We start from the raw sequence: 19411 nt of genomic DNA, 5'->3' as shown, positions 1-19411 counted from the left end.
GCAACCGGGGACTGTCCCGGTTGCCCGCCGCGTCGGTTATGGGCGGCCGCCAAAGGTCCCGGCCGCCCACGTGCCGTCTACTTGCGGCCGCGCTTTTCGCGGACGCGCACCGCGATGCGCACCGGCGACCCCTCGAAACCGAACTCCTCGCGGAGGCGTCGCTCCAGGAAGCGACGGTAGCCGTGCTCGAGGAAACCGGTCGTGAACAAAACGATCACCGGCGGGCGCGTCGACGCCTGGGTGGCGAAGAGCACGCGCGGCAGACGACCACCGCGCAGCGGCGGCGGCACCTCCTGCAGGACGGTGCGCAACCAGTTGTTCAGGCGGCTGGTGGGGATGCGGCGATCCCACGAGTCCAGCGCCTCCAGCATCGCCGGTTCGAGCTTCTGCAGCGCGCGGCCCGTCTTCGCCGAAATGTTGACGCGGCGCGCCCACGGCACGTGCGACAGCTGCAGGTCGATTTCACGCTCGAGCAGGTCGCGACGGTCCTCGTCCATCAAGTCCCACTTGTTGTAGGCGACCACCAGGGCCCGACCGGAGTCGAGGATCATGCGCAGCACGCGCTGGTCCTGCTCGGTGATCGGTTCGGACGAATCGACGAGGAAGATGACGACCTCGGAATTGTCAATCGCCGAGCGGGTGCGCAGCGACGCGTAGAACTCGTGGCCCTGTGCGGTCTTGGTCTTCTTGCGGATGCCGGCGGTGTCGACGAAGCGCCACACCTCGCTGTCCAACTGCACCAGCGAGTCGACCGGGTCGACGGTGGTGCCGGCGATGTCGGAGACCACGGCGCGATCTTCGCCGGAGATCTTGTTGAGCAGCGACGACTTGCCCACGTTGGGCTTGCCGACGATCGCCACTCGGCGCGGGCCCTGCGGCTGCGCTTGGGCGCGCGGCACGTCGGGGAACGACCGGACGACCTGGTCCATGACGTCGGCGTTGCCGCGGCCGTGGAGCGCCGACGTCGGGTGCGGCTCGCCCAGGCCCAGCGACCAGAACTCGGCGACGTCGCCGAGCTGCGAGTCGGATTCGAACTTGTTGGCCGCCAGGATCACCGGCTGGTCCGCGCGCTGCAGGCGGCGGGCCATCATCTCGTCGGTGGCGGTGACGCCGACGGTGGTGTCGACGACCATGATGATGACGTCGGCGGTTTCCATGGCCGCCTCTGCCTGCCGCGCGATGGAGGCGTTGAGGCCCTTGGCGTCGGGATCCCAGCCGCCGGTGTCCTGCACCCAGAAGCGGCGGCCGGCCCAGTCGCCGAGGTAGCTGATGCGGTCGCGGGTGACGCCGGGGAAGTCCTCCACGACTGCTTCGCGACGGCCGATGAACCGGTTGACCATCGTCGATTTGCCCACGTTCGGGCGGCCGACGATGGCGACGGTCGGCAGCGCCTCCTCCTCGTCGGTGGCGCCGCCGAGAACGGAGAACGCCTCCTCGAGGTCGGCCCAGTCCTCGTCCTCTCCGAGTTCGCCGGCTTCGGCGCGGGCGATGGCTTCGGCGATGACGGTCTCGTGGTCGGCGATGGCCCGGTCGAGGCCCGCCTCCGGGTCCTCGTGTGCGCCGTCGAGGTCGGCGCGGATGTATTCGGTGCCGGTGGAGTCGTCGGCCAGCGGGTCACCGTCGACCGAACCGGGGTAACCGGCTTCCACGACGTCGAGGATGTGGTCGACGACTTCCTCGATGTCCATGTCGGAGGTGTCCAGCACGACGGCGTCGTCGGCCGGACGCAGCGGGGAGGTCTTGCGCGAACTGTCGAGCTCGTCGCGGCGCACGACGTCGGCCAGCACGGTGTCGTAGTCGGCTTCGCGGCCGGCGGCGATGTCCTGGTCGTAGCGGCGGCGGGCGCGGACTTCGGCGGCGGCGGTCATGAAGACCTTCGCGGGCACGTCGGGCAGCACGACGGTGCCGATGTCGCGGCCTTCGACGACGCAGCGGCCGGCCTCGGTGGCCAGGCGACGCTGCAGTTCGACGAGGTTTTCGCGCACGGCCGGGATCGCCGATACGGCGGAGACGTTGCGGGTGACCTCGGGGCCGCGGATCTCGCCGGAGACGTCTTCGCCGTCGAGGATGACCTCCGTCGAACGCGGGTCGTCGCTGACGGTGAGCGGCAGGTCGGCGGTCGCCGCGACGACGGCGTCTTCGTCGGTGGGGTCGATGCCGCGGCGCAGGACCCACAGGGTGGCCACGCGGTACATCGCGCCGGTGTCCAGGTACTTCGCGCCGAGGTGTTCGGCGACGGCCCGGGACACGGTCGACTTGCCCGTGCCGGACGGCCCGTCGATGGCCAGCAGCAGGGCTTCGTCGGCGGTGGAATCGTTCATGGTGCGCCCGTCCTCGTTCGCGGTGGTGTCCGCGGTGCCCGCGGTGGTGTTGGGGTTGGTGTTCTGATCGTCGGTTCCGGCCACTACAGTCCCACCGCCTTGTACAGGGAGGCGAGCTCGGCGCGGTTGAGGGCGCGCAGCGCACCCGGGGTCTGCTCGCCCAGCTGGACGGTGTGGATCTTGGTTCGCACCAGGCGCTCCACCGGGAAACCGGCGGTCTTGAGCATGCGGCGCACGATGTGCTTGCGGCCCTCGTGCAGCTCGACGCGGATGATGGAGCGTCCCTGCCACACGTCGATGATCTGGGCGAAGTCGGCCTTGGCGGGGCCGTCGTCGAGCTCGATGCCATCGGTCAGTTCGCGGATCAGCTTGTTGTCCGCCTCGCCCTTGACCGTGGCCATGTAGGTCTTGGTCACGTTGTAGCTGGGGTGCATCAGGCGGTTGGCCAGCTCGCCGTCGTTGGTCAGCAGCAGCAGGCCCTCGGTCGCCGCGTCGAGGCGGCCGACGTGGAACAGGCGCTGGCCGGCCGAGACCCTCTCGCCGACGATGTCGCCGACGCAGGGCCGCCCCTGGTCGTCGCTCATGGTGCACTGCACGCCGCGCGGCTTGTTCAGCACGAAGTACTGCATGTCCTCGTTGACGACGACGCGAGAACCGTCGACGCGGATGACCGCGGTGTTCGGGTCGACGCGCACGCCCTGGCGGGTGATGATCTTGCCGTCGACCTCGACGCGACCTTCGTCGATGAGTCGTTCGGCCATCCGCCGCGATGCGACGTCGGCCTGGGCCAGCACCTTCTGCAGGCGCACGCCCTCGCCGGCACCGGAGTTCCCGGTGCCGCGCTTGCGGTCGACGTGTTGGTGGCGGGCGGGGCGGGCCTGGGAGACGTAGTAGTCGGCGGCCTTCTTGTGCCTGTCGACGGCGGGCGGCTGGTTGTCGTCCGGTGTGCCGTCTCGGCGAGCGGTGGTTGACACGGGTGTCCTCGATCCGTTGAGCTGTGCGGGTTTCGTATCGGGCGGATGTCCGCCGACGAACGTCGCGGGGCTCCGGAGAGCGGAAATCCCATCACGCACGGCGGATGGGACATGTGTCGGGGCGCCCCACGGCGATGTCCGCGTGCCAGCCTACCCCACCAGGGCGCTTCTGCCCGATTCGGTGAACCAGCCCGGCGCGGCCGCCAGGAATTCCTCCCGCCCGAGGGCCCCGGATCCTTCCGGCACGCATCCGAGCACGTCGACGCCGGTGAGGTGGGGCAGGTCCTCGAGGTTGGTGGCGACGATGGGGTCGTCGCCCGCGGGAAGCGATCCGCCGACGAGCCCGATGACATCCATGCCGCGGGCGCGGGCGACTTCCACGGTCAGTTCGGCGACGTTGAGGCTGCCGAGCCCCAGCGACGTGACCACCACGGTGTTCGCGCCGGGCAGGTGCGCGGCCAGTTCCGGCAGCCCCCATTGGCCGGCGTCCCCGGGGCCGTCGGCGCCCAACCTCACGAGCAGACCGCCGGCCCCTTCGACGAGCAGGGTTCGATCCGGCCCGTCGAGCGCCGTGATCCGGGCGGCGACGTCGTCAAGCACCAGCGGCGCCATCCCGGCCCGGCGCGCGGCCGCCAGCGGCGCCATCGGCTCCGGGTAGCGGGCGAATCCATGCAGGTCGGTCACTCCGGTCAGCCGCGCGACGTCGTCGAGGTCCCCGCCCTGGCCCGCGCCTTCACCGGTTCCCGGGTACCCGGTCTGGGCGGGCTTGACGACGACCACCTTCCCGCCGTGTGAGCGCAGCACCCCGGCGATCGCGGCGGTGGCGATGGTCTTGCCGACGTCGGTGCCGGTGCCGGTGATGCACAGGATGGTCATGAGTTTTCCTCTCGGACGATTGCGCCGATGGCGCGGCAGATGGCGGCGACCTCGTCGTCGTCGCAGATGTACATGGGCATGGCGTAGACGAGTTTTCCGAAGGGCCGCAGCCACACTCCGGCGTCGACGCAGGCGGCGGTGGCGCGGGCCATGTCGACGGGTCGGTCCATCTCCACCACCCCGATCGCCCCGAGCACACGGACGTCGGCGACGCCGGGGCGGCCGCGCAGGGGTTCCAGGCCCGCGCGCAGGGCCGCCTCGATGCGGGGCACGTCGTCGCGCCACCGCCCCTCGGCGATGATGTCCAGGTTCTCTGCGGCGATGGTGCAGGCCAGCGGGTTGGCCATGAACGTCGGGCCGTGCATGAGGCCGCCGCCCTCGCCGGCGGAAATCGCGGAGGCGACCCGACGGGTGGTCAGCGTCGCCGCCAGCGACAGGAACCCGCCGGTCAACGCCTTGCCCACGCACAGCACATCCGGCGTCACGCCCGCGGCGGCGGTGGCGAAAAGGTCGCCGGTGCGCCCGAACCCGGTGGCGATTTCATCTGCGATGAGCAGCAGCCCGTGCCGGTCGCAGATCTCTCGCAGCCCGGCGATCAGCTCGTGGTCGTGGAAACGCATGCCGCCGGCGCCCTGCACCACGGGTTCGACGATGACGGCGGCCACGGTGTCGTCGACGAGCGAATCGAAGCGGGACAGGTATTCCGCCCGCACCTGCTGCGACGACCCGCGCGGCGGCGGAACCGGGGCGAAGACCTGCGGCGCCCACGCCCCGGCCCACAGGGAGTGCATGCCGCCGTCGGGGTCGCAGACGCTCATCGGGGCGCGAGTGTCGCCGTGGTAGCCGCCGCGCCAGGTCATCAGCCGCGTGCGTTCGGGGTGGCCGACGGCGCGCTGGTATTGCAGCGCCATCTTGATGGCCACCTCCACCGACACCGAACCGGAATCGGAGAAGAACACCGCATCCAGGGCGGGGTCGGTCATCGCCAGCAGACGGCGCGCCAACTCGACCGCCGGGGCGTGGGTGAGCCCGCCGAACATGACGTGGGACATCGTCGCCGCCTGCCGTTGGGCCGCCGCGACCAGACGCGGGTGCGAGTGTCCGTGGCACGCCGCCCACCAGCTGCTCATGCCGTCGATGAGTTCGCGGCCGTCGGCCAGCGTCAGCGTCGTTCCGGCCGCCGACGCCACCGGCAGCGCCTGCACCGGGTTGGGCATGGGGCCATAGGGGTGCCAGACGTGGGCCGCGTCGAAGGCGGCGAGGTCGGCGGCTGCGTCCTGCGGGCTGGTGCTGGCGGTGGTCATGCATCGTGACGTTAGCGCCGAAAACGAAAACGAACATTGTTCAGGGGTACCCGCGGGGGATGATTTGCCATCGAACGCTCTAGTCCGGACGATAACCCCATGACCAGCACCGGACAGCGTTCAAGTGGCGTGTTGTCGCCACCGGGGACGTCGCGGACCCGACCACCGGGACACGCCCGCATCGCCCTGCCCGCCATCATCGGCGTCGAATCCTGGGAGCGCTTCAGCTTCTACGGCATGCAGGCGATCATGGTGTATTACTTCTACGCCGCGACCGCCGACGGGGGACTCGGCCTGCCCACCGCCACCGCGACCGCGCTGATGGGCGCCTACGGCAGCCTCGTCTACCTGTGCACCATCGCCGGTGGCTGGATCGGCGACCGGGTCCTCGGCGCCGAACGCACCCTGCTGGCCGGAGCGTGGGTCCTGGTCGCGGGCCACCTCACCCTGTCGCTGGTGCCCGGCGCGGTCGGCGTCGCCATCGGCATGGTCTTCGTCGCGGCGGGCTCCGGTGCACTGAAGACATCGGCGATCACGATGCTCGGCTGCGTTCGAACCGACGGAGATCCCCGCCGGGATAACGACTTCCAGTTCTTCTACTTCGGCATCAACGTCGGCGGCCTGCTCGGCCCGGTGCTCACCGGCGCGTTGTCGGTCTCCCACGGATTCGACGTGGGCTTCGCGGCGGCGGCGATCCTCATGAGCCTCGGCCTCGTCCACTACCACTGGCACCGCGGGCGGCTTTCCGCGTCGTGGCGTGACGACGTGCGCGGCGACGTCGAGAGGCCGACCTCGCCCATCACCCGTCGCGGTCTCATCATCGTGGCGTCGGCGGTCGCGGGCATCGTCGCGACGACGGTGTGGTTCACCGCCACCGACATCCTGCACCTCCAGCGCCTGCCGACGGTCATGCTCGCGGCGACGATGGCCGCCACCGTGGGGCTGTTCGCCCAGATGCTCCTCGACCCCGACATCGAACGCGCCGAGCGGCGCCGCGTGCTGGCGTTCATACCGCTGTTCATCGCCGCAGTCGCGTTCTGGTCGATCCACAACCAGGCCTTCGGCGCACTGGCCGTCTACTCCGACCTGCGCATCGACCGCACCATCGGCGACTGGACCGCGCCGGCGGCGTGGGCGCAGTCGCTCAACCCGGTGTTCACGCTGCTGCTCATCCTGCCGTTGGCGGCCCTGCGCCTGCGGATGGGCCGCCGCGCCCCCGACATCCCCATCCAGATGATCGTCGGCACCGCCGTCACCGGCTGCGCGATGCTCATCATGGTGCCCTTCGCCGGCATCGCCGACGGTGCGGTGCCGCTGCTGGTCATCGTCGCCGTATACCTGGCCGTCACCCTCGGCGAGCTGCAAGTCAGCCCCGTCGGCATGGCGGCGTCCACGGTGCTCGCGCCGGCGAAGTACCGGACCCGGTTCTCCGCCCTCTATTTCCTCACCATGGCCGTCGGCACCGCCCTGTCCGGCGTGCTGTCCACCCGATACGACCCGACCGATTCCGGCGCGGAACGGATGTATTTCCTGTCCGTCGGCATCGGGGTCATCGCCGTCGCCGCCGTCGCGGCAACCGTGCTGCCGTGGATCCGCCGCCTCATCGCCGGCGATCCCGACTCAATGGCGGCGCCGACGACGGCCGGAGTCGAAACGCCCGCAGCCGTCGAGCCGCCGCAGACGCCTACTCCAGGGTCGTGCCGCTGAACCAGCCCACGGCGCGGCCGAGGAACTCCTCGCGGTCCAGGTCCGCCGCACCCTCCGGCAACCAAGCCAAAACGGGCAGGCCGGTGATGACCGGCACCTGCTCGACGACGCATTCGGCCACGGCGTCAGGCTGGGCGGAGATCGAGCCGCCGATGATGCCCGTGATCTCCAGGCCGCGGGCGCGGCACGCCTCCACCGTCAGTTCGACGTGGTTGAGGGTGCCCGGGGCGGTCGCCGTCACGATGGTCACCTTCGCGCCGAGCTCCTCGGCCAGCTGCGGCAGCGCCCAGTTGGAGATCCGCGCCAGCACGCCGCCGGTGCCCTCCACGAAGACGGGACGGCCGTCGGCGGCCAGGTCGCGCAGCCTGTCGGCGGTCTCCTCCAGGTCCAGCTCCTCGGCGCCGATGCGGCGGGCGGCGAAGGCCGGAGGCAGGGCGTCGGGGTAGCGGGCGAATTCGTGGACATCCTCGCAACCGGTCAGGCGCCGGATGGTGTCCAGGGCGCCCTTGCCCTCGGGCTCGCCGGTCTGGGCGAGCTTGACCACGATGGGCTCCTCCCCGGCCGCCATCGCCTGGGCGACGAGGGCTGCGGTGGCGGTCGTCTTGCCGACGCTGCGCCCCGTGCCGGTGATGATGTGGATGCCCCTGAAGTGCATGAGGAGGAGTGTTCCTTTCTCTTTCGCGGGAACCGGCGCGCCGGATGCGCCCATTCGCCAGACAAAATTCACCCGAAATCTCATCAACGACAATATCCGGCATTCACCGTCGGACTTAATCCGGGGTTCACCTGACGACCAAGATCACAATTCCGGGGTGCCCCCGTCCCGCCCGCCGGTTCAGGGCAGGTCCGGCTCGTCGATGAGGTCGACGTCGGGAAGCAGCGGCGCGAGGTCGGGAAGTTCGTCCAGCGAGGCGATGCCGAGCTGCTCGAGCAGCAGGTTCGTGGTCACGTACAGGTGTGCCCCAGTCGACGGGTCCTCCCCCGCCTCGGCGACGAGCCCGCGGGCCAGCAGCGTGCGCATGACGCCGTCGACGTTGACGCCGCGCACCGCCGACACCTGCGCGCGCGTCGCCGGCTGGCGGTAGGCCACGACGGCGAGCGTTTCCAGCGCCGCCCGCGACAGTTTCGTCTGGGTGCCGTCGAGCAGGAACGCCTCCACCGCATCCGAATACGCCGCCCGCGTGTACAGGCGCCACCCGCCCTCGACTTCGCGGAGATCGAAGCCCGATCCGCGTGCGTCGAATTCGTCGCGCATCTGGGCCAGCACTTCGCGGATCGCCGCCGGCTCGACGTCGAGCGCGCGGGCGAGATCCATCGGGGTGACCGGCGTGTCGATGACGAGCAGCACGCTTTCGACGGCGGCGCGCAACGGGTCGATCTGGGGCAGCTCCATGGCAGGCAGTTTATCCAGCGGCGGGGCTAGGGTGAGCACCGTGCTCGATTTCCTCGCGTCCAATGGACTGCTCGCCCTGGCCGTCATCCTCACCGCCGGATTCGCGATAGGGCGCATCCGGGTCGCGGGGCTGAGCCTCGGCTCGGCGGCGATCCTCTTCGTCGCCATCGGCTTGTCGACGGCCAATCCGGGCATCCAGATGCCTCCCCTTCTGTACCAATTCGGGTTGGCGCTGTTCGTCTACTGCATCGGCCTTTCCGCGGGGCCCGCGTTCTTCCGGGCGCTGGGCAGCCGTGGCCTGGCGCTCAACGTCATCGTCGTGGTGGTGCTGGTCGGGCTGACGGCACTGGCGTTCGCGCTGGTGACGTTCTCCCGCGCCGAAGCCATCGCCGGCGTCGGCATGTTCGCCGGTGCGATGTCGTCGACGCCGGGCATGGCCGCGATCCTCGCCGCGGTGCCGGAGCTGTTGCCGCCGGGCGCGGACCCGGAATCGGCGTCGGAGGCGGTCGTCGGCTAGTCGCTGGCGTATCCGGGCGGCGTCCTGGGCATCATCATCGTCGCCGCCGTCGGCGCGCGGCTGCTGCGCGTGGACCACATCGCCGACGCCAGGGCCGAGGGCGTGCTGACGGAGAAGCTCCACTACGCCGGCATCCGCATCGGCCCCGGGCGGGAGCTGACCGTGGCCCAGGTACCGGAGTTCACCGGCGCGAAGATCATCACCACCCGCGTGGCGGACCTCGGCGCCGACGGCGAACCGTCCAACCAGCGCCTGGCGGAACCCGACGACGTCCTGGCCGAAGGCTGCTCCATTATGGTCAACGGGACGGCCGAGGAGCTGGACAAGGCCGCCGCAAAGCTGGGCGAGCGCATCGAGATGGACCCGCACGAGTCGGATCTGCAGTACACCCGCATGGCCGTGTCGAACCCGGATGTCGCCGGGCGCACCATCGGCGAGTTGCGCATCCTGGAGGACCACGGCTTCACCATCGCGCGCCTGCGCCGCGGCGACGCCGACGTCGTGCCGGCCAACGACGACCGCCTGCAGCTGTCCGACCGCGTCCGCGTGGTCGCGCCGAAACAGCGCATCGAGGCCATCCGGACGTTCCTCGGAGACTCCGAAAAGTCGCTCGCCTCGCCCGATCTGCTGCCATTGGCGCTCGGCCTCGCACTGGGCCTGCTGCTCGGCGCCATCCCCATCCCCATGCCCGGCGGCGGCACCCTGTCGCTCGGCTTCGGCGGCGGCCCGATCATCGCCGGTCTCGTCTTCGGCGCGCTCGGCCGAACCGGGCCGGTGCGGTGGCAGCTGCCGTACCACGCGACGAAGACCCTCGAGAGCTTCGGCATGGCGATGTTCATGGCGGGCGTCGGCACCACCGCCGGCGCCGGCTTCCGCTCCGCGCTGACCGACCCGACGAGCCTGCTGTACATCGGGCTGGGCCTGGTGGTGACGCTCGCCAGCGCGATCGCGACCGTGGCGCTGCTCATGGTGTGGCGCAAGCTCACGTTCGACGAATCCATCGGCGTCGCCGCGGGCATCACCACCAACCCGGCGGTCATCGCGTACCTGAACACCGCCTCGGGCACCGACCTGGCCGCCCGCGGGTACACGACGGTGTATCCGGTGGCGATGGTGGGCAAGATCGTCGCCGCACAGGTGCTGATCATGATGTTGCTGTGACGGTCGTGATACTGCGGCGATGATCATGATGCCGCGCGTTCGGCCGCGGACGTTCCCGCCGCGGCCGAACGAGCGGCGAGCCCTAACCCGGGGTGAGGGGGAACTCGAAATCCCCGACCATGTCCACCAATTCGCGATCGTGGGTGACCAGGACGACCACCGCGCCGCGGTCCGCGCAACGCCGGATCACGCCGGCCATGCTCTCCATCGCCCGCAAATCCAGGCCCGAGATCGGCTCGTCGAAGATGATCACATCGGCCCCGCGCCCTTCTTCCCCGCCGACCACGGCCGTCGCCACGGCGAGGCGCTGCCGCTGCCCGCCGGAAAGGCTCAACGGGTGGCGTTCCCCCATCCCCTCGAGTCCGAGCTCGTCGAGAATCGCCGCGGCCTCCTCCGCAGACGGTTGTGCGCGGCCCAGGGAAAGCTCCTCGGTGACCGAAACCCCGAAAAGCTGGCGGTTGACGTCCTGCATCACAGCCGAACAGCGGCGGCGCCGTTCGCGGCGCGACAACGCCTTCCCGTCCAGAACCACGGTCCCCTCGGCGCGGCACAATCCCACCAGCACCTGCACGAGCGTCGACTTTCCCACGCCATTCGGACCGGTGACGCAGGTGATCGCACCGCGTGGGGCAGTCGCCTCGTCGATCGTCCACAGCCGCCGGCCATCGCGCACCGCCGACAAAGCGCGCAGCTCCAGGCCGCCCGCATCCGCCGGGGCGGGAGGCGCCGGCAACGGATCCGAAGCGGGGGCAACGAGGCTGCGCAACCCCGCGTCACGGCGCTCGCCTTCGCCCATTTCCCAGAACTCGGCCGCGGGACAGTCGGCCACCACCCGCCCGCGGTGCAGCTGGACCACGCGATCGACCAGGCCGCGAAGATAATGCAAACGATGCTCGGCAACGAGGATCGTCGCACCGGCACCCTTCAGGTGGGCCAGAGCTTCGGCGACCGCCTGGGTGGAGGCGTCGTCGAGATTGGCGGTCGGCTCGTCGAGCAGGAACAGCCTGGGCCGCGAAACCACGGCAGACGCCAGGGCGACCCGCTGGCGCTCGCCTCCCGACAGCTCCCCCATCCGCCGGTCGAGCAGGTGGGCGAGGTCGAGGAGATCCACCGCGGCATCGATGCGCCGCAGAATCTCCTCCCGCGGCACGCCCTGGTTGGAAGCGCCGAAGGCGATCTCCGAAAGGACGTCGGTGGCGAAGAACTGGGTGCGGGGGTTCTGGAACACCGTGGCGGCCACTCGTCCCGCTTCGGCCAATTCGACCTCGGCCGGCTCCAATCCGTCGACCTTCACGTCGCCGCCGATGCGCGTGGGGCGAATGTGCGGGATGAAACCGTTGAGCGCGTTGACGAGAGACGACTTCCCCGAGCCGGAACCTCCGGTGACGAGCACCATCTCACCGGGTCGCACCCGGATGTCGATCGACTCCAGCAACGTTGCGGTGACCGCTTCCGGGGTTTGCCCGACGGCCGAACCCTGCGCCCCGGCGGCCTCGTCCGGCGCTTCGACGGTAATGCTGAGATCTTTGACCTCTATCATCCGATTTTCTCCTTCACCGCCAACGCCACGACCGCCGCGACGATCACCATCGCCACGACGTCGGGGAACCCCAGGCGCAACTCCACCACCGATGTCGTCCTCCGCCGGGACCCCAGGCCGCGCAGCAGGGCGGAGGCGGAAAGTTCGTCGCCCGTGCGCAGGGACGTGGCCACCAGCGGCAGCACCGCGTGGCGCACCGCGACGATGGGGTGCAACAGCAGCGATGCCCCGGAAGAGACGACTCCCCGAAGCACCAGATTGTCGCGGATCGTTCTCGCGTCGTCGACGACGACGACGGGGAGGAAGCGGACAGCCACCAGCGAGGGCACGGCGAGGATGCGCGGCACTCGGGCCCAACCCAGGAACGCCTGCAGAGCACCGGTTGTGATGCCGCCGATGACCGCCCAGGCGATGACGCTGACGACGGCGAAGCGGTACGTGAAGCTCATGGCGAACAGCAGCACCGTCAGGACCTCCGAGGTCGTGCCCTCCGCAGCGGGCAGGATCACATGGCCGAGGACCAGCACCAGCGCTTCGGCCAGGCCCATGACGATGGCCGCGACCGGCCGCAGGGCGGCGATCAGGCAGATCACCGCGACCACGGCACCGGTGATCTCCATCAACTCGGTTCCGACGGTCAGCAGGGCGGCGTCTACGACGACGAGCCCGATCAGGGCCACCCTCGGATCGAGCTTCTCGAGCGGCGTGGCTCTCATAGCCCCGCGCGGGAGAAGTAGGAGCGCAGCGCCCGCTGCCCCAGCCATCCGCCGAACAGGGCGGCCACGAAGCAGATTGCCGTCAGCGCGAGCACCATCGGAGTCGACAGGAATTCGCCGAAGGCCCGCGCCCACTCGGCGTTGGCGCCCTGCGTGTAGCGGGCGAGGATGTCGTCGCGCATGAACAGCAGCGGTAGGACATTGCCCATCGGATAAATGCCGAAGAACGCGTACCCCACGATGGTGCGTTTCGGATCGGAGTAATTGCCGCTGCGGATGATCAGATCGGAGATCAAACCGAAGACCAGCGCGAACAGCACCGACACCAGGTGTGGCCGAAGAGGGTGAAGATCAGCGCCAACAGCGTGGCCATGACGGTCACCAGGCCGAAGTGATTGATTCGCCGGATGAACAGGGCGAAGGGGATGCCGATGATGATGACGGCGAGCACGGCGCCGAACGGCTGGATCTGCGGCCCGAATACGCCGATGACGTTGCACAGGAAATTGATGACCGCGATGATCACGGTGAATACGCCGACGGCGACGAGTTCGCTGCCCGTAGACGCTCCCTTCGCCGATTCCCGATTGACGTCGTTTTTCGTTGACATTGCACTCCTTGAGTCCGTTGCTTCTTTTGGCATAGGTGGTTCCTTGGAATCTTAACTACTTGACTATAGTTATGCTTAGCCTTGCCTTTCCACGCCGATGTTCCAGTGGCCGGCATCCTCGCGCAGCGACCAAAACCGCCGGTAGCGCTCATCCGACGCCGCCAATTCATCGTGGGTGCCCGACGCGGCGATGCGGCCGTCGGCAAGCAGAAGAATGCGGTCGGCGCCGCGGATCGTCTCCAGCTGGTGGGCGATCACCACGACGGTCGCGTCACGGGACAAATCGTCCAGGGCAGCGGTGACGGCACGGCGGGTCGACGGGTCCAGGGCGCTGCTCGGTTCGTCGCACAGCACCAACGGCGCCCGCCGCAGAAGCGCGCGGGCAATGGACACGCGCTGACGCTCACCGCCGGAGAGCAGCTGGCCGCCCTCCCCGACGCGCGTCCGCCAGCCATCGGGCAACCGGTCGGCGATCTCGGTGACGTGCGCGCGGCGGGCGGCGTCGAGGATCTCGTCACGGGAGGCATCTTCCCTCCCCAGCGCGATGTTGGCCCACAGGGTGTCGTCGAAGAGGTACACGTCCTGGAAAATCATGGAAACGTGCCGGTAGAGATCTTCGGTGGCCATATCGCGCACATCGACCCCACCGATGCGCACCGCTCCCCCGTCGACGTCCCACAGGCGCGCGATGAGGCGCATGAGCGTCGTCTTGCCCGAACCCGATGCCCCCACCAGTGCCGTGGAGGAGCGGTCCCCGATGCGGGCGCTGACGCCGTCGAGGACGAGGGGGGCGTCGTCGCCGGTCCCGTAGCCGAAGGTGACGTCGTCGAACTCGATGTCGGCGGTCGGCGGGAACGCGGTCGGCTGAGCCGGCTCCGGCATGGTCGGGGTCTCCAACAGCTCGCGCACATCGTCGATCTCGGCCTCGGACTGGTGCAGCGCGGTCTGCAGCGACGACACGATCCGCAACGGACCGGCCGCCAGGGTGACCAGGCCGACGAGAACCACCGCGCGAACGGGATCGGAACCGCCCGCGGCGGTCCACACCGCCAGCGCCGCGACGCAGCCCAGCACCGTCTGGATGACGAACCCCTGAAGCACCATTCCTCCCAGGGACAGCCACAGGGCGCTGCGACCGGCGGCCCGCTGCTTTTCGACGGCTCGCGTCAGCGGCGGATAGTCGTCGGCGATGCCCGCGGCGCGCAGCACCTGCTGCCTGCTCGCAAACTCCAGTAGCTGCAGGTCGGTATCGGTGCGCACCCCGCGCACTCGCTCTTCCCCGGCCGATTCCCACTTTGACGCCAACCCCGACGTCAACCACAGAACGGGGGCGGAGAGGGTCATCGCGAGGCCGATCCGCCAGTCGATGAACAGGGTGAGGATCGCAATGGTCGCCGGCATGGCGATATGGCCCACCAACGGCACCAGGACATCCATCGCCGCCGTCGCCACGAACATGGTCCCGCGCACGGCGGTGTGCGAGGCGCGGCCCTGCGCCTCGGGGCTGAACCAGCTCAGCGGCAGGTGCACCAGACGGCCGCCGAGACCCCGGTGCATCGACCGGATGATCCCGAGGGATCCGGCGACCCCGGACCAGGTGGCCACGCCGACGAGCACCGCATGGATCAGCCACACGACGGCGAGGACGATCAGAGCCCGCACCGCGTCCGACCAGTCGCCGCGGAACACCGCGGTGAGCACCGGGATGATGCACAGGACGGTGACGCCCTGGGCGATGCCGGACAGCAGCCCCCAGATCACCGAACGGATGAGGAGGATCCGGTCCGCGCCCCCGGACAAGGCAATAAGTGCGCGTATCATTCCATGTCCTTCCACATGCGGGCGTAGAGCCCGTCTTCGGTAAGAAGTTCATCGTGGGTGCCCTGCTCGACCAGCCGCCCGCCGTCCATGACCAGAATGCGGTCCGCATCCTTGACGGTCGTCAGCCGATGGGCGATGACCAGGACAGCGCGCCCGGCGGTGAGCCGGTTCAGCCCCTCCTGCACGGCGGCCTCCGATTCGGGGTCGGTCGCCGACGTCGCCTCGTCGAGCACCAGCACCGGGGTATCGGCGAGCAGGGTGCGGGCGATCGCCACACGCTGCGCCTCGCCGCCGGAAAGACGCGCGTCCTGCCCGACCACCGAGTCGTAGCCGCGCGGCAGCTCCTCGATGCGGTCGTGGATGTTGGCGGCACGGGCGGCATCGCGGACCTGGTCGTCGGTCGCGTCGGGGACGGCGAGGCGGATGTTGTCCGCGATGCTGATCGACAGCAGCTGCGGATCCTGGAACACCGTCCCCACGGTCCGGCGCATCACTTCCGGATCGATGTCGCGCACGTCCACTCCGCCGATGCGCACGGTGCCGGAGTCGGGGTCGCGGAAACGGGCGGCCAGCGCGGCCACCGTGGATTTGCCGGAACCGGATGGGCCCACCAGCGCGGTGACGCCGCCGGCGGGGATGGTGGCAGTCACCCCAACGACGGCCGGGTTGCCGGGATGATAGGCGAACGTGACATCCGCGAACTCCACCGCATTGCCGTCCGGCCGGACGGGGACGTCGGCGGCCGGCAACTCGTCGGCGTCGAGTATCTCGCAGATGCGGCGGGCCGCGTCCATCGCCTGCTCGAGCGCACGGTTGCTCGCCGCCACCGGCTGCATGGCCGCGGGCAACAGCATCGCGATGATAGTCACGACCAGCAGATCGGAGGGTCGGCTCCACCCGGCGTGGACGAACCACAGGCCGAAGGCGACCTCGATGACGCCGGCCGTCGCGGCGGACAGGAAGACCACCGCAACCGAATGGGCGCGCATCTGCGGGCGGATCATGTCGGCGAACTCGCGGAGGAAACTCTCGGATTTTTCGGTGAACCGGCGCGACCCCTGTCCCGCCTCGCCGAAGATCTTCAAAACGGCGATGCCGTTGACGTATTCGACGATGGTCTCCGACACCCCGGCGAGCCCTTCATGGATCCTGTCCATCACCTGGGCGTTCGACCGGGGCGCCAGTGCGGCGTAGGCGACGGCGTACAGCACCGCGGGAACCACCGCCACCAGGCCCAGGCGCCAGTCCAGGATGAAACACACCACCAGGCTCGCCAAAGGAGTGCACACGCCCGCGACGAGCTCGACGATGGTGTGCGCGACGAGCTGATGCAGCGAGTCCACGTCATTTTGGATCAGCTGGCGGACGCGGCCCGATGATCGCTCGTCGAACCAGCCGAGGGGCAGCCGCGCCAGCTTCGCCGCCAACCCGAGGCGCAGACGCGCCTGCAGGTCGACGTCCGCGATGTGGGAAATCAACAGGGCGACCGCTCCGAGTGTGATCGACGACCCCAACGCGATGAGGAACAGGAAAAGCGGTCCCTTCGAGGCATCCCAGTCCGCACCGCCGCTCACCAGCCTGACCGCGAGCTCCGCCAGCGCGAGGAACTGGACCGCGGACAGCACCGAGCCGAGAATCTGCAGCACCACCGCCACCACGATCCATGGCAGAACCGGTTCGATGGTGCGCAGGGTGACCGCACCCGCCGATGCCGTGTCTTCCCTCTGCCCGGTTCTCTGCTCCTCCTGCACCCGCTCGGCCGTCGCCGCTTCAGGCGTGCTCATGGAAGAACCTCCTTCATCTGTCGTTCATCGTTTCGAGTCTTGTCGTCGACGTTCTTTTCGCCGACGGATCGGTGCCGCACCGTGCGCGATGACGCCAGCGCGATCATCCGGCAGAGCACGGCCAGGTCCTTGTGCTTGAGGTGGTGGAAGTGATCGCCGGGCACGGCGACGGGCCCGATGACCCGGGATGCCCACGCCTGCCAACCTCTCATCGCCGCCTTGGGGAGGTCGTCATCCGAAACGCCCCTAACGGTAATGATTGTCGTTTTCATGACTACCACCGGGGGCGGCGACGCCACGTAGGTTTCGATCAACCGGTAGTCCTCTTTGATGACCGGCAGCAGCAGCGCCGACATTTCCGGATCCTCCATGACCTGGGCGGTCGCATCGTCGAGGCGGCTGAGTTCATCGAGCAGGACCGCATCATCGGATTCGTGCAGGCACCCGCCGCCGGCGTGTTCCGGCGCCGCTTGCCCGCTGGCGACCAGGACGGGCAAGCGCTCACCGGGATGCCGACGGTGAATTTCCCGGAGAGTCTCCACCGCCACCGTTGCACCGAGGGAGTGCCCCGCCAACACCGCGGGCATCGTGCCCATGTCCTCGATGGCGTCGGCGACTTCGCCGGCCAGGCACTGGATCGTGCGCGGATGCGCGGCGCCGATGCGGCGGTCGCGGCCCGGGTAGGTCACGCCCAACCCGGCCACCGGCGCGCCGGCACCGGAGAAAACCCGGGCCCACTTCGCGTACTGGCGCGGGCTGCCACCCGCGTGGGGGAACACCAGAACCGACGGAAGATCCGCAGCCGCACCCGAGCCGGGCAAGGGAACCATCGTTCCGTTCACGACTTCACCTCCGGCGGATCGATGTGCGCGGAATCCCGCGAGTCGATCCGTTCCGGCGCCGGCAGTTGAGCGGAAACGTCTTGCCACCAGCGCAGCACGCACAAGCAGCGACGGTTGTGTTCCAGCATGTCGCGTGCCCGGGCACCGTCGCCGGTGAGTATGGCCGCCGCAGACCGCACGGCCTCCGGCCAAACGGCGTCGACGACGGCACCCCACGTCTCGGCTTCCGGCACCCGATCGGAGGAGCCCCATTCCCGGGCGACGTCGCCGAGCGGGTCCGTGAGCCGCCCGTCGCGCGTATGGGGACGCTGCTGCCAGCGGGGCGTGCGCGCTGATCGGAAGGTACGCCGCCCCGAGGTACAGAACGGCGAGCACGGCGGTGATCTGATCGCGGCCCTTGGGCAGCCGGATTCCCACGAAATCACCCGGTTGGACGGTGTCGGCGAGTTCATCGGCCAGCGCCAGGGCCGCCCGGTGCAACTCGGCGTAGGTGAGGGGGTCACCGTTTCCGGGATCGATGACCGCGGTGGCGTCGGGAGCCTGCTCGACTCGTTCGAGGAAAGGAGCGTGGAGCAGAGCATCGGGTGCGGCCGCAGTGCCGTTGAGGGCCCGACGGCGTGCGGCGGTGTCCCCCGCCACCCGGATGACGTCGTCGAGGGGCAGCGCAGCGAGGGCGGCGGCGTCGGTGTCGGGTGCCGCTTCGGCGAGCGAGCGCAGTGCCCCGAAGAACGCCGAAAACAGCTCCTCGCCGACGGTGCCGGCGTATGCGCCGTCCCGGACATCGAGGGCGACCCGGACTTCGTCGGCGGTCAGCCGAAGGACCTGGAGGTCGCATAGGACCTGCGGAGTCACGGACCCGGTGTGGGCGAGGTGCCCGAATACATCGCCGACTTCGGGCGACAGCAGAACCTCTTCACTGCCGCAGGTGAGTACGACCGGGGGTATCCCCGGGTGGTCATCTCCCCTGCTCCGCGCCTGCCGCAGTTCGTCGTCCAAGTCGAGGCCGGCGCGGATGCGACGACGAATTTCCTCCGTTGCGCCACGGGCCGCTTCGCCCAAGGTGATGCCCGGTGACGTCGCGCAGCGGGTGATCCAGGCCCTCGTACGGTCGAGGACGTCATCCGGGGTGGCTCTCTTGTCCATCCCAGGCATGACGATCGAAAGGCGTTCGGCAGGATCCCACAAACCGAGTGCATGCCGGTATATGGCGAGGAGCAATCCCGGTCGACTGGCCCCCGCAGCTTCCGCGATGCGACCGAGCCGTTCCCATTGCGGGATGCCGAGTGCGCCGGAGTGGCGGGTGACGCTCCGGCCGACGCCATCTGCCCCACCGTCATTGCCCGGGGCGGGCAACGCCGGCGGCAGCGGCAGCGCATCGGCGACGGTCGTGTCGAGTGCGTCGCCGTCAGTCTTCGTCGCATTCCTCGCGTTCTTCGCGTTTTTCGCGTTCTTCGCACGGTCTCGCTCGTATTCGCGTTCCCGTTCCGCGATGGCGCCGAAGGTCAGCCAATCCGGGGCGAGGTCTTCGTCGGCGGTGATTCGCCCGGCTCCGGCGTACGCGGCATACGCGGCGGCGAGGTCGTTGACGATCACACCCACCCCACCCAGATCGGCGGCCACGAGGGATATCGCAATGTGAATTACTTCGCAGGTTCCGACATATCCGATGTCGATCCAGCCGAGCTCCCCCGTTGCGTAATCAGCTTGCCTCAGCAAGATCTCGGAACGCTTTTCGCTGCAAATGTTATCGATGTTCACCGCAGCATTGCGGCCATTTTCCGCCAAACCATCCACATTTGGCCGATCATCGATGGATATCGTCAACGGAAGCGAATCATCGCCATT

The 19411-nt window shown here is 69.2% G+C and carries 12 protein-coding genes and 2 pseudogenes; 2 read left to right on the top strand and 12 right to left on the bottom strand.

Translation table 11 applies throughout. The features are described 5' to 3' along the window. Nucleotides 1-77: 77 nt before the first annotated feature. The 4 genes from der to HMPREF3121_RS00305 form a co-directional block, all read right to left on the bottom strand. Nucleotides 78-2321: a bifunctional cytidylate kinase/GTPase Der gene (gene der / locus HMPREF3121_RS00320; protein WP_070519000.1), complete on the bottom strand. Its 2244-nt coding sequence runs from the start codon at nucleotides 2319-2321 to the stop codon at nucleotides 78-80. Nucleotides 2322-2404: 83 nt separating this feature from the next. Then, nucleotides 2405-3295, bottom strand: coding sequence for a pseudouridine synthase (locus tag HMPREF3121_RS00315; protein WP_070518995.1), 891 nt, complete (start codon nucleotides 3293-3295; stop codon nucleotides 2405-2407). A gap of 150 nt (nucleotides 3296-3445) precedes the next feature. Next, nucleotides 3446-4171, bottom strand: coding sequence for an ATP-dependent dethiobiotin synthetase BioD (gene bioD / locus HMPREF3121_RS00310; RefSeq protein ID WP_070518994.1), 726 nt, complete (start codon nucleotides 4169-4171; stop codon nucleotides 3446-3448). After that, nucleotides 4168-5475 carry an adenosylmethionine--8-amino-7-oxononanoate transaminase gene (locus tag HMPREF3121_RS00305; protein ID WP_070518993.1) on the bottom strand — a complete coding sequence of 436 codons (1308 nt, stop codon included), beginning with the start codon at nucleotides 5473-5475 and terminating at the stop codon, nucleotides 4168-4170. The genes bioD (HMPREF3121_RS00310) and HMPREF3121_RS00305 overlap by 4 nt, the downstream gene beginning before the upstream one ends. A gap of 99 nt (nucleotides 5476-5574) precedes the next feature. Between HMPREF3121_RS00305 and HMPREF3121_RS00300 the strand changes: the two genes are divergently transcribed. After that, complete coding sequence (locus tag HMPREF3121_RS00300) at nucleotides 5575-7182, top strand: peptide MFS transporter (protein WP_070518991.1); 1608 nt, start codon at nucleotides 5575-5577, stop codon at nucleotides 7180-7182. Here HMPREF3121_RS00300 and bioD (HMPREF3121_RS00295) read toward each other — a convergent pair. Beyond that, entirely contained in the window at nucleotides 7160-7837 is a 678-nt protein-coding gene (gene bioD, locus HMPREF3121_RS00295; protein ID WP_035123669.1) for an ATP-dependent dethiobiotin synthetase BioD, read from the bottom strand. The genes HMPREF3121_RS00300 and bioD (HMPREF3121_RS00295) overlap by 23 nt on opposite strands. 180 nt (nucleotides 7838-8017) lie before the next feature. Then, a complete protein-coding gene (gene scpB / locus HMPREF3121_RS00290) occupies nucleotides 8018-8575 on the bottom strand; it encodes an SMC-Scp complex subunit ScpB (protein ID WP_070518989.1) in 558 nt (185 codons plus the stop codon). A 40-nt stretch (nucleotides 8576-8615) separates the two neighbouring features. Here scpB and HMPREF3121_RS00285 point away from each other — a divergent pair. Further along, nucleotides 8616-10253: pseudogene (locus HMPREF3121_RS00285) on the top strand (aspartate:alanine exchanger family transporter). An 82-nt stretch (nucleotides 10254-10335) separates the two neighbouring features. Here the strand turns inward: HMPREF3121_RS00285 and HMPREF3121_RS00280 are convergent. The 6 genes and pseudogenes from HMPREF3121_RS00280 to HMPREF3121_RS12000 all read right to left on the bottom strand — a co-directional run bounded on the left by HMPREF3121_RS00280 (nucleotide 10336) and on the right by HMPREF3121_RS12000 (nucleotide 19186). After that, nucleotides 10336-11793, bottom strand: coding sequence for an ATP-binding cassette domain-containing protein (locus HMPREF3121_RS00280; protein ID WP_083291098.1), 1458 nt, complete (start codon nucleotides 11791-11793; stop codon nucleotides 10336-10338). Next, nucleotides 11790-12509, bottom strand: a complete 720-nt coding sequence (locus tag HMPREF3121_RS00275) for an energy-coupling factor transporter transmembrane component T family protein (protein WP_070518987.1) — start codon at nucleotides 12507-12509, stop codon at nucleotides 11790-11792. Before HMPREF3121_RS00275 ends, HMPREF3121_RS00280 begins: the two co-directional genes overlap by 4 nt. Then, nucleotides 12506-13119, bottom strand: a pseudogene (locus HMPREF3121_RS00270) (MptD family putative ECF transporter S component). The gene HMPREF3121_RS00275 and the pseudogene HMPREF3121_RS00270 overlap by 4 nt, the downstream one beginning before the upstream one ends. 75 nt (nucleotides 13120-13194) lie before the next feature. Beyond that, entirely contained in the window at nucleotides 13195-14940 is a 1746-nt protein-coding gene (locus HMPREF3121_RS00265) for an ABC transporter ATP-binding protein (protein WP_070518986.1), read from the bottom strand. After that, on the bottom strand, nucleotides 14937-16724 hold the full coding sequence (locus tag HMPREF3121_RS00260; protein WP_070518984.1) for an ABC transporter ATP-binding protein: 1788 nt from the start codon (nucleotides 16722-16724) through the stop codon (nucleotides 14937-14939). The genes HMPREF3121_RS00265 and HMPREF3121_RS00260 overlap by 4 nt, the downstream gene beginning before the upstream one ends. Beyond that, a complete protein-coding gene (locus HMPREF3121_RS12000; protein ID WP_083291097.1) occupies nucleotides 16721-19186 on the bottom strand; it encodes a thioesterase domain-containing protein in 2466 nt (821 codons plus the stop codon). Before HMPREF3121_RS12000 ends, HMPREF3121_RS00260 begins: the two co-directional genes overlap by 4 nt. Nucleotides 19187-19411 lie beyond the last annotated feature (225 nt).

The sequence above is a fragment of the Corynebacterium sp. HMSC11E11 genome (assembly GCF_001807025.1).
GTDB lineage: Bacteria > Actinomycetota > Actinomycetes > Mycobacteriales > Mycobacteriaceae > Corynebacterium > Corynebacterium freneyi.
The sequence above is the reverse complement of the archived record's forward strand: the minus strand, read 5'-3'. Positions and strand labels throughout refer to the sequence as shown.

Excerpts from the sequence above, each read along its gene's own strand:
- HMPREF3121_RS00275 (WP_070518987.1), bottom strand. The coding sequence starts at position 12,509 with ATGAGAGCCACGCCGCTCGAGAAGCTCGATCCGAGGGTGGCCCTGATC.
- bioD (WP_035123669.1), bottom strand. The coding sequence starts at position 7,837 with ATGCACTTCAGGGGCATCCACATCATCACCGGCACGGGGCGCAGCGTC.
- HMPREF3121_RS00280 (WP_083291098.1), bottom strand. The coding sequence starts at position 11,793 with ATGATAGAGGTCAAAGATCTCAGCATTACCGTCGAAGCGCCGGACGAG.
- HMPREF3121_RS00265 (WP_070518986.1), bottom strand. The coding sequence starts at position 14,940 with ATGATACGCGCACTTATTGCCTTGTCCGGGGGCGCGGACCGGATCCTC.
- der (WP_070519000.1), bottom strand. The coding sequence starts at position 2,321 with ATGAACGATTCCACCGCCGACGAAGCCCTGCTGCTGGCCATCGACGGG.
- HMPREF3121_RS00305 (WP_070518993.1), bottom strand. The coding sequence starts at position 5,475 with ATGACCACCGCCAGCACCAGCCCGCAGGACGCAGCCGCCGACCTCGCC.
- scpB (WP_070518989.1), bottom strand. The coding sequence starts at position 8,575 with ATGGAGCTGCCCCAGATCGACCCGTTGCGCGCCGCCGTCGAAAGCGTG.
- HMPREF3121_RS00260 (WP_070518984.1), bottom strand. The coding sequence starts at position 16,724 with ATGAGCACGCCTGAAGCGGCGACGGCCGAGCGGGTGCAGGAGGAGCAG.
- HMPREF3121_RS00300 (WP_070518991.1), top strand. The coding sequence starts at position 5,575 with ATGACCAGCACCGGACAGCGTTCAAGTGGCGTGTTGTCGCCACCGGGG.
- bioD (WP_070518994.1), bottom strand. The coding sequence starts at position 4,171 with ATGACCATCCTGTGCATCACCGGCACCGGCACCGACGTCGGCAAGACC.